The organism is Gemmatimonas sp. (assembly GCF_044345575.1).
In the GTDB taxonomy this organism is placed as follows: domain Bacteria; phylum Gemmatimonadota; class Gemmatimonadetes; order Gemmatimonadales; family Gemmatimonadaceae; genus Gemmatimonas.
In genome coordinates, this window is record NZ_JBIJAW010000098.1 from 1 (window position 1) to 10,287 (window position 10,287).

General features: G+C 67.5%; 11 protein-coding genes. 1 reads left to right on the top strand and 10 read right to left on the bottom strand.

Going from position 1 to position 10,287, the window contains the following annotated elements; all coding sequences use genetic code 11:
• Positions 1-209 precede the first annotated feature (209 nt).
• From ACIQ6O_RS07885 to ACIQ6O_RS07920, 8 genes are all read right to left on the bottom strand, one after another.
• Positions 210-716 (bottom strand): LytR C-terminal domain-containing protein, encoded by a 507-nt coding sequence (locus tag ACIQ6O_RS07885; RefSeq protein ID WP_396207232.1) that lies wholly within the window; start codon positions 714-716, stop codon positions 210-212.
• Between the two features lie 30 nt (positions 717-746).
• Entirely contained in the window at positions 747-1,277 is a 531-nt protein-coding gene (locus ACIQ6O_RS07890) for a hypothetical protein (protein WP_396207233.1), read from the bottom strand.
• Between the two features lie 12 nt (positions 1,278-1,289).
• Complete coding sequence (trpA, locus tag ACIQ6O_RS07895) at positions 1,290-2,078, bottom strand: tryptophan synthase subunit alpha (RefSeq protein WP_396207234.1); 789 nt, start codon at positions 2,076-2,078, stop codon at positions 1,290-1,292.
• A gap of 1 nt (position 2,079) precedes the next feature.
• The gene (locus tag ACIQ6O_RS07900) at positions 2,080-3,504 is read right to left on the bottom strand and encodes an HD-GYP domain-containing protein (RefSeq protein WP_396207235.1); all 1,425 of its coding nucleotides are present in this window, start codon (positions 3,502-3,504) and stop codon (positions 2,080-2,082) included.
• 65 nt (positions 3,505-3,569) lie between these two features.
• Positions 3,570-5,264: a HEAT repeat domain-containing protein gene (locus ACIQ6O_RS07905; RefSeq protein WP_396207236.1), complete on the bottom strand. Its 1,695-nt coding sequence runs from the start codon at positions 5,262-5,264 to the stop codon at positions 3,570-3,572.
• Entirely contained in the window at positions 5,261-6,463 is a 1,203-nt protein-coding gene (gene trpB / locus ACIQ6O_RS07910) for a tryptophan synthase subunit beta (RefSeq protein WP_396207237.1), read from the bottom strand. The genes ACIQ6O_RS07905 and trpB overlap by 4 nt, the downstream gene beginning before the upstream one ends.
• A complete protein-coding gene (locus ACIQ6O_RS07915) occupies positions 6,460-7,122 on the bottom strand; it encodes a phosphoribosylanthranilate isomerase (RefSeq protein WP_396207238.1) in 663 nt (220 codons plus the stop codon). Before ACIQ6O_RS07915 ends, trpB begins: the two co-directional genes overlap by 4 nt.
• Positions 7,110-7,970: an indole-3-glycerol phosphate synthase TrpC gene (locus ACIQ6O_RS07920; protein ID WP_396207239.1), complete on the bottom strand. Its 861-nt coding sequence runs from the start codon at positions 7,968-7,970 to the stop codon at positions 7,110-7,112. Before ACIQ6O_RS07920 ends, ACIQ6O_RS07915 begins: the two co-directional genes overlap by 13 nt.
• An 86-nt stretch (positions 7,971-8,056) precedes the next feature.
• On the opposite strand from ACIQ6O_RS07920, the gene lexA reads away from it, so the two are divergent.
• A complete protein-coding gene (gene lexA, locus ACIQ6O_RS07925) occupies positions 8,057-8,665 on the top strand; it encodes a transcriptional repressor LexA (RefSeq protein ID WP_396207240.1) in 609 nt (202 codons plus the stop codon).
• Between the two features lie 53 nt (positions 8,666-8,718).
• On the opposite strand, the gene trpD is transcribed toward lexA, so the two are convergent.
• Positions 8,719-9,774 (bottom strand): anthranilate phosphoribosyltransferase, encoded by a 1,056-nt coding sequence (gene trpD, locus ACIQ6O_RS07930; RefSeq protein WP_396207241.1) that lies wholly within the window; start codon positions 9,772-9,774, stop codon positions 8,719-8,721.
• The coding region (locus ACIQ6O_RS07935) for a GAF domain-containing protein (RefSeq protein WP_396207242.1) at positions 9,764-10,287 on the bottom strand (524 nt) is incomplete at its 5' end. The genes trpD and ACIQ6O_RS07935, both read right to left, overlap by 11 nt.

Genomic DNA, 10,287 nt, shown 5'->3' on the forward strand with positions numbered 1-10,287 from the left:
AGCCCGAACATGCCGCGCAACTCGCTCAGCTCGCTCGCGAGTGTCGGGCGTTCGTGAACCTCATTCCGCTGCATCCTGGTGGTGCCATGGGCTTCTCGCCGACTCCCGCGCCGGTGATCACCGCATTTGCCAAGGCGCTGCGTTCGCGTGGCGTGGAAACGGCGGTACGACGCAGCCGGGGCCTCGACATCGCCGCGGCCTGCGGTCAGCTACGGACGGAACGACTCGGCCGGCGGGCGCCAGTCGCGCCCCACGAACACGGTGAGGTCAACGTAGCGTGACGTATCGGCGTCGACGCTGATCGCGCCGACGCCGAGTGCCTTCCGCACCCGCGTAGCCCAATCGTCATGCCCCGTGTGCACATGAATGCGCGTAACGGCACTGGGGTCCGACCGCCCCGACGAGAAGTCCACGACGTCGAATCCGTATTCGCGCAGATGCTGGGTGGCGCGCCGCGCCAGCCCTGATGCCCCACTGGTGTTGAGTACGCGAACACGAATGCGCACTCCCTGCGGCGGCCGTGCCGTGGTGTCGTCCAACGCCGCCACCGTCGGACGCTGTGCCGCCTGCACCGCGCGCTCTTCGCGCGTGCCAGCCTGCCACCATGCGGCCAGCGCACCGACGCCCACGAGTGTGATCAGCGCGAGGGCTGTCCAGGACCGCGCGCTCTTGTCGCGCCGCTCCGGGGACGGCAGTGTCGGAAGACCGACGGTCATGCGACGCTCCGTGCATCATGCAAGATCATGTCATCGTACCGCGTTCCAGAGGGCCACTGTTTCCAACGCGAGGCTCTTCCCCTCACGAATGGTCCACTCGAGACGGAGGCGCACGACCTGGCGGAACACCGCGTCGAACGCCTCTGGTACACGGTCGGCGAGAAAGGCACGATCGGCTTGCATGAATTGGCGACCTGGCTCGAGAAAGTCGGCCATGTAGAGCGCGCGCCCTGTTCGCGTCCACGCGGCCGAGCCGATGGTGTGCCATCGGATCGCATCGAGGACGTCGCCACGCGTTTCTCCCGCGGCTTCCAGACGCAACGCCGCCGCCGGACCGTGCAGCATGCCGAACGGTCGTTCGCGGTCGCCCGTGAGCGATCGGAGGGTGATTTCGTCAGCGTCGCGGAGCGCATCATGCCACCACCCCGCATCGATCCAGGCCGCGCGTTCCCTCGCGTCGAGGGGCATGGCTTCCCCCCAATGCGCAAGCAGCGCCACGACGCGTTCGATATGGGCTCGGCGCTTGTCGCTGACGACCGCCCACTCAGGGAGACCACTCACCGCCATGCTCCGTCAGCGCGCGTCGAGCGCCGCCCGCATTGCCGCGACGAGTGCCACCGCTTCGTCGACGCTACGGCCGGCGGCTCGGACAATGGCGCTGCCAACGACCACTCCGTCGCCGAGATCGGCCGCCACGCGCGCCTGCTCGGGCGTGGAGATACCGAACCCGATGCACAGCGGCAAGGCCGTCGCGGCCCGAAGGCGCGCCACCGTCTGGGGCAGATCATCCGGAAGGGATGCCCGTTCACCCGTGACTCCGAGTCGGCTGATCAAATAGACGAACCCGCCACCGTGACGACCGATCTCTTCCATCCGCGGCAAAGGCGTGGTCGGCGCGACGAGCCGCACGAAATCGAGCCCACTGGCACCGAACCACGACTCACGCACCGGGTCGGCTCCGACGGGGAGGTCGGTTACGAGCACCCCATCGACGCCGACTTCGCGAGCGCGCTGGAGTGCGTCGTTGCCAGCGGCGATGATCGGGTTGAGATAACTGAAAAGCACAACCGGGACGTCGAGCGCCGCCTCCCGCACGAGATCGAGCGTCCGGGCATAGGTGATTCCGTGGTCGAGCGCGACCTGCGAACTCTGCTGAATGACAGGGCCATCAGCCAATGGATCGGAGAACGGCACGCCGACCTCGATGACGTCGGCACCGGCACCGGCGAGACCGCGGAGCAACGCGATACTCGCCGCCGGGTCGGGATGACCGGCCGTGACATAGCAGACGAGCGCCTTGCGCCCCTCGGCGCGTAGCGCCGCAAAACGGGCAGCAAGACGGGAAGCGGTCGAAGTCGTCACGTCAGGCGAAGTAATCACCGATGTTGATGCCATACCGTTGCGGGTCGTCGGTCCGGATGATCGTGCGTGCAAACTGACCCTCCGGCGTCCGCATCGTAAGGTCCACCGGCGTGGGATCATCGCGCAGATTGCCGCGATCATCGGTGAGAATACGCACGAGCGGGCGCGAAAGCGCCGTGGCATCCGCGTTCGCGGCCAGCACGATCGCCAGTTCGAACGTGTCGAGCACCACCACGGTGCCCACCGGATAAATGCCGGTGAGATTGATGAATGCCTTCACCACCACGGGATCGAGCCCGAGGCGGGGATTGTCCCGCATCCCACGCAGCACGTCGGCCGGGGTCCATGGCGAGTCTCGATACACGCGCGTGGTTGTGGCCGCGTCGAACCCGTCTGCTACGGAAATGATCTTGCTGAACAGCGAGAGCTTTCGCGCCCGTGAGACCTTCGGATAGCCCGAGAGGTCTGTGCGCATGTGGTGCTCGTAGGCGGCGGTCATGGAGCGCCACGGGTGCCCCCCTCCGCTCGGGAGCGCAAAGAGCGCCAGCACGCCCTGCCAGGTATGCGTCTGCAGCAGCAAGCGATCCGGTGCCTCGAGCTCGCCGCGCTTGTTGAGGACCTCCAGTGGCACCCGCGATTTGCCGATGTCGTGGAGGAGCGCCGCCAGTCCGAGATCAAGCAGTTGGAGCTTGTTCAGGCCGAGCCGACGTCCCAGCGCGACCGACAGGATGCAGACATTGACGCTGTGGACGAAGGTGTACTCGTCGAAGTCGCGTAGGGTGGTGAGCCCAATCACCGACGCCGAATCCGTCAGGATGGCGTCGACGATCCCCTGTACCGCCCGCTTGACGCGCTTGAGGCCAGGACTGCGTCCGATCCGCGCCGAGGTGATGACTTCGCGGGTGACGTCGAGGGAGCGCACGTACGTCTGCCGTGCCCGTTCCTTCGCATCGAGATCCTCTTCCACTGCGTCGGGATCCCCTGCCTCCGGAAACAGCTCGAAATCGGGCACGTTCGCCGCCTCGAGTCGCGCCGCGAACTGGGCCAGCCGCTCTTCTTCCGGATACTCGACCGGGGGTGATTGCAAGAAGGAGAGCAACACCACCCAGGCACGCGGCTGCGGCCGTTCGAAGAGGCCGATGCCGCCGATACCCGCCTCACGGAACATGGCCAGGAGTGAGGCGACAGCTGCGTAGTTGTCGAACGTGAGGCGGAGGCGTGTCCCGTTGACGAACAGATAATCCCCCGCCCGGCGCACGGCGCACTGTCCTTCGGCGTCCAGTACCCGTTCCGCACTGTTCCCCAACTCGCCGATCGCCTTCTGGACGGCCGCGTTTTCCACCGGGTACAGACGTACGGCGCGGATGGCACTATTCAACGCGACCACGAGGGCACGGGCGGCCTTCTGACCGCCGCCCTCGGACACGTTGCCCTCGCGGCCGTCCGTGCTATGTGCCGCGCTAGTTCCCGCGCTGTCTGCCCGCGTCACGCTCATGCGCCACCGCGCATGGCACGCGCGACCGCGCTGCGCACCACGACGTCCTTTGTATCGGCCGACTTCTGGAGGACGGCGACTGCCGCCTTCGTGCCGATGAGCCCCAGTGCGCGTGCCGCGCAGGCGCGGACTTCGGGCGTCTCCTTGGCTCCGAGAAGGCCGCGGGCATTGAGGATGCCATCAAGCTCGGCAACGCCAGCATCCCCGCACATCCCGCCGAACGCCTCGAACAGGGCCATCTTCTCACCCAAGTCGGCGCCGCGCGTCTCCTTGCGGCGAATGGCATCCTGCAGCCGCGGCAGTGCGCCGGTGTGCCGGCGCGCGCCGATCGCCCGATACGCGGCCACGCGCACCTCGCGGTCGGTATCCTCGAGGGCACGCTCGAGCGACTGCAGCGCAGACGGGGAGCCGATTTCCGACAACGCCGCGACCGCCTCCGCACGCAACCTGACATCCGGGCCGCGCAACAACCGCGCGAGTCCAGGCACAGCGGCCGGCGTGGCCAGCTGCGCCACCAGACGCAGTGCCCCACGCACAACGAACTCGCGGGGACTTTCGAGGAGTTTGGCCAACTCCGCGGTGTTGGCACCCGCCAACCGCAGCGAGGCACGTTCGATCGCGGCGCGCGCCGGAGAGGATGCCGCCGCGCCGAGCCACGACACCAGCGGCTCGAGCGCCGAGGGACGCAATTCCGCGAACAGCCCCTCGAGGAGCGACGCGACCGGCGTTCGCGCGCTCTCGTCGAGCGCGTGCAACAGCTGCGCCACGACGGCCGACTCGCTGAGCCGCGCTGGCAGTTGGCGAAGCCCAGCCTGCACGTCAGGTGAGACGTGTTCGCGCTTCGCGGTGATCGCGGCTTCCCGCAGGGTGAACGCCACGAGCTCGTATTCGCCCAGCGTGAGGAACTCGAGCACGAGTTGGTCGAGGACACCAAGGGCCTCACGCTGCGCGTCCGCACTCGGCTGCAGCTCGACAATGTCGAACAGGCTCGCCAATACCAGCCGTCGTTGGTCTTCGGTGTACTCGCGCTTCAGTTCTTCCTGTAGGTACGCGGCCTCGCGCGGGTCGAGGAAGTACAGGGTGGAGTCGAAATCCTCCGCACGCACGAGTCCCGGCGGGCCATCGCCGGGGGCCTGCGTCTCCGCCGGTGGAACAGCCAGCGGAAGCTCGCCAGGCTGCTGCACTGCGACCCCCGCGCGATCCCCAGCGGACACGACGAAATCGTTGGCCCCCGCACTCTCGACATAGCGGTAGGCGACATGTGTGAGATCTGCCACCCACAACATCGTGATGAGATCGTCGTCGTCGGTCGTCGCCGTGCGCGCCTTGTGCAGCAAGCGGAGCACCGCCTCAAGATCGGCCGCCTCGAACCCCGGCAGGAACGTCAACGAGCGTACGCCGTCGCGATACAGCAGCCACGGCAGCGATTCCGTCCCTCGATCGACGTCCTGATATACGAGCTGCTCCTCGACCGTAAACGAGGCTTCGCGCACCTGAATGTCGAGCGGCGAAAGCAGCGGCCACACGCGCGTGAACGCCTGTCTGGCCTGTTCGATACTCTGGGCGCGGGTGGGGTTGTTGGGGAGGTACAACTGCACGGCACGAAGCGCCTTCGCGAAGGCGCGCAGCGCCTCCTCGACGGCTGAAATCGCCTGTGGCGAAATGTCCGCTTCGTGTACCGTGACCGTCATACCTCTGGTAGCGTGTGCTGGCTGATCGTTCCCACGTCCTTGTCTCCCCGGCCGCTCACGCACAGCAGCACGGGGTCCTGTTCGGACCACCGCCCGGCCTCGCGCTCCATCCACACCACGGCGTGGGCTGTCTCGAGCGCCGGAATAATCCCCTCCAAACGACTGAGCAGGGCCACGCCACGTAACGCTTCGGTATCGGTGACCGCAACGTACTCGGCGCGACCGCTATCGTGCAGCCACGCGTGCTCGGGGCCTACCCCCGGATAATCGAGGCCCGCCGAAATGGAGTGGGCTGGATGCACCTGTCCGGCGGCATCCTGCAGCAGATAAGACAGCGACCCATGGAGGACGCCCGGCGTGCCTCTGGTGATCGAGGCGCTGTGCCGATCGGTATCGAGCCCCTCACCGGCGGCCTCCACGCCCACGAGTTCGACGCCGGCATCGTCCACGAAGCCGGCAAAGATCCCCATGGCGTTCGACCCACCGCCGACGCACGCGACCACCGTCTTGGGCAGACGACCGGTCTTGGCGAGCATCTGCGCGCGCGCTTCTTTGCCGATGACCGATTGGAACTCCCGCACCATGCGCGGATACGGGGCCGGGCCGACCACGGAGCCGATGATGTAGTGGCTGTCATTGACGTTCGTGACCCAGTCGCGGATCGCCTCGGTGGTGGCATCCTTGAGCGTGCGCGTTCCGGAGGTGACCGGGACGACCGTTGCCCCCATCAGGCGCATGCGGAAGACGTTCAGCGCCTGGCGCTGCATATCCTCCTCACCCATGTACACCACGCACTCGAGGCCGAACCGCGCGCAGATGGTCGCCGTCGCCACGCCGTGCTGCCCCGCACCGGTTTCCGCGATGATCCGCGTCTTGCCCATGCGCCGCGCAAGGAGGGCCTGCCCGACCGTGTTGTTGATCTTGTGGGCACCCGTGTGATTGAGATCTTCGCGCTTCATCCACACCGGCGCTCCGACGCGGGCGCTGAGCCGTGGGGCGAAGGTGAGCTGCGTCGGCCGTCCCACGTACTCATGGAGCAACCCGTCGAGCTCCGCCTGGAAGGCGGCATCATGACGCGCCGTTTCGAAGGCGGCTTCCAGCGCATCGAGCGCCGGGATGAGTGTCTCCGGCACATAGCGACCACCGAACGGACCGAACCGGTCCGACATGGCGACTTCCGCACTCCCGACCATCGTCATCGCGACTTCTCCGCGGCGTCCCGCACCGCCTGCACGAACAGTTGCACGCGCACCGGATCCTTCACACCGGGCGCGTTCTCCACTCCGGAAGATACGTCGACGACCACTGGCGAAAGCAACCGTATCGCGTCGCCCACATTCTCCGGGCGCAACCCACCGGCCAGCACGAGCGTCAGCCCCGGGACCCGTTCCCGCAGCAGGCGGATCTGCTCCGTCAACCCGTCCCAATCGAGCGTGACACCGGTTCCGCCAAGCTCACCGACCACATGGGCGTCGAGCACCAGCGTCCGGTGCACTGCGGCCAACGCCTCGGTGTTGGGCGGCAGCTCCGTCCCCGCGATCCGCAGCACCGGCCACACGTCGCGGCCGCTAACTGATCCGATGTACGCCGCCTCTTCAGGCGTGCGGTCCCCATGGAGCTGAATGACGTCGAGGGCGAGCGCTCGCGCAACGGTGACCACTTCGTGGGCGGGTTGATCGCCGAAGACGGCTACACGCCGCACCCCGGGCCGCGGGGGCCCAAGCACCTGTCGGGCCTGCTCGGTCGAGAGGAGGCGCGGCCCGCCAGCGAGGATGACGCCAACAAAGGCGGCGCCCGACTGCTCAGCGTGCGCCGCGTCGTCGGGCCGCGTCAGCCCGCAAATCTTTACGAGAGGCATGCGCGTGCCGCCACGGCGTCCCTGGGAGCGGCGCGGCGCGGCAGCGCGGCGAGGGCGCGCACGTCGTTGGCGGGGTCTATGGCGGCCGAGATCGCACTCCCCACCAGAATGGCATCTGCCCCGGCCGCTGCGGCGGGGACGACATCGGCGGGCCGGCGCATGCCGCTCTCGGCCACCGCCACACAGGTCGCAGGGATAAGCGGGATCAGTCCGGGGGCCGTCGCCGGGTCAATCACCAACGTTTCGAGATTCCGATTATTCACCCCGATGACCGTGGCGTTCGCGGCGAGCGCGCGATCGAGCTCTCCGAGATCGCGGATCTCGACCAGCGTGGCGAGTCCGGCCTCGGCGGCAACATCCATGAGGCGTGCCAGGTCATCCGGCGCGAGGGAGCGGACAATCAGCAGTGCCGCGGAGGCACCCGCCGCGCGTGCTTCCCACAACTGCACGGGGTGCACCAGAAAGTCCTTACGAATGGCTGGAATGCCCACCGCGGCCGCGACGCGCTCCAGATCCACGAGGGACCCGCCGAATCGGGTGGGCTCGGTGAGGACCGAGACAGCGCTGGCGCCGCCCCGCTCGTACGCCTGCGCCTGCGCCACCGCGTCGAGCCCCGGTGCGATGTCGCCCTTCGAGGGCGAGGCACGTTTCACCTCCGCGACGACTCGGATGTGCGCGCCCCGCAGGGCGGTCGCGAACGGCAGGGCCGGCGGAAGGTCGCCGCACCGAGCCCGGAGCTCGGCGAGCGTCCCGGCGGAGTGGGCCGCGCGGTCGTGGGCCTCGCGCGTGAGGGCGCCGAGGGTGCCGGTGGGAAACGTCCAGACGTTCGACGAAAAAAATGCTTGCACTTCGGGGCGTCTTCGGTTAGCGTGGCGTGTGCTTGGATTCGGCCTGTTTTCGGGGCGCGACCATTCCCCTCTTCCGTGGAGCCACCATGCCGCTCACCAAGCGACAGAAAGAGATTCTGTCGTTTCTATCGGACTACAACGAAGTCAACGGCTACGCGCCGAGCTTCGAGGAGATCGCGTCGCGCTTCAACTATAACTCGCTCGCGACCGTGCATGAGCATCTCACGAACCTCGAACGCAAGGGCTACATCAAGCGCTCGTACAACGAGAGCCGTGCGATCGAGATTCTGCCGTCGGAGATCTTCCAGCGATCGGTGGAGCTGCCGTTGCTCGGTACGGTGGCAGCCGGTGCGCCATTGGAAGCGATGCACACCGGCGAGACCATGTCGGTACCCGACGGGTTCCTGCGCAAGAACGGTAGTCACTACGTCTTGCGGGTGAAGGGCGACTCGATGATCGAGGAGCACATCCGCGACGGCGACTTCGTGGTGATCAACGACAAGCAGGCGGCCGACAACGGCGAGATGGTCATTGCGCTGCTCGACGGGTCCGGGGCGACCGTGAAGCGGTACTATCGCGAGCGTGATGGGCGCATTCGTCTGCAGCCGGCGAACGAAACGATGCAGCCGATGTTCGTCCATGAAGACGATGTGCGTATTCAGGGCATCGTCGTGGGGGTACTGCGGCGCTACTGAGGGGCCCTGCGCGTCGGCGGGCCCTCAGTGCCGATGGTCGTTGGTGCGACAGATTACGCGTGCTTGGGCCAGCGCGCGGCGGCGGCTTGCGATGCGTGGCGCAGTGTCTGGAGGGCACGTGCGCCGGCGCCAGCGTCAAGCGCTGCAGACGTTTGGCGCACGGCGTCCGCGTATGGGATGTCCTCACGGCTCACATACAGCGCGGCCGCGGCGTTGAGGAGCACAGCGGCGCGCGCACCGACCGGCCCTCGGCCATCCAGCACGGCCTCGATCACGCGCGCATTTTCGCCCGGATCACCGCCGGCGAGGTCTTCCGAGGCGATCGCGCCGATGCCGTGTGCGGCCGGGTCGATGGCCCACTCGGTCAGCGTCCCCCCGCGCACCTCGCGCACCTCGGTGATACCCAGCGGCGAGATTTCATCCAGCCCGGGCGCCCCGTGGACGACCATGGCCCGGGTCGCACCCAGCGCGCAAAGGCTCTCGGCCAGCAGCTCGAGGCGCCCCCGTTCCGCGACCCCCACCACCTGACGTCCGGCGCGTGCCGGGTTGGCCAGCGGGCCCACGATATTCATGACCGTGGGTACGGCCAGCTCGCGACGAACCGGGCCGACGTGACGGAGGGCCGGGTGCATCAGTGGGGCGAACATGAACACGATACCCGCCGCCTGCAGCGTGTCGGCCATTGCCCGCGGCGTCGTGTCCACCACCACCCCGAGCGCCTCCAGCACATCGGCACTTCCGCTCCGCGACGTGAACGAGCGATTGCCGTGCTTGGCCACCCGTACGCCCATGCCCGCCGCGACGAGCGCGGCCGCCGTCGAGATGTTGAATGTCGTGAGCGCGCCACCACCGGTACCACAGGTATCCACGAGGTCCCGGGCGTTCTCGGCCGGAAGCACGACCATCGCATCGCGCAGCGCCTGCACCACTCCCGCGACTTCGTCCGCCGTTTCCCCCTTCACGCGCAGCGCCATCAACACGGCGGCCACCTGCGCGGCGGTCCCCTCGCCGCGCATGATCACACCGAAGGCGCTGCGGAGCGTCTCGGCATCGAGAGACGCATGCATGGCGAGGCGCCGGATCGCTGTCACCAAGGCATCAGCTGACATTCAGCGTCTCCAGTAACCGCCTCGGGAGGTCATTGCGGGACGCAATGAGCGAGATCACCAAGCCCAGCAAACGCACGCGCTCCACATCTTCGTCGGTGTAGACGCCACGCTGGGCGCGGTTGGTCAGGTTGAGGACGCCCACCAGCTCGCCGTGATACAGCAAGGGAAAGCTGATGAAGCTGCCGGTGGTGAAGTACTGGTCGCGAAGCAACGGATGCTGTGCCGCCTCACGAACGTCCTGTACCAGCAAGGGTTCCCGCGCCGCAGCAACGCGTCCGGCCACCCCCTCGCCGATTCGGATGCGCATCCCCTCGACCACGTTCGGCGCAATCCCCCGTGCGGCCGCAAGGTAGAGGTAATCTGGTTCCGGCGAACGCAGCATGAGGGAACAACGCTGGGCCTGCATGTCGTCGCCGACCAGGGCCAGGAGGCCGTCCACGAGCGTACGTGCGTCGGCGGTTTCGGCATCGAGGGTAAGGGCCCGATCCACGAGATACAACGTGCGGGTCCGCT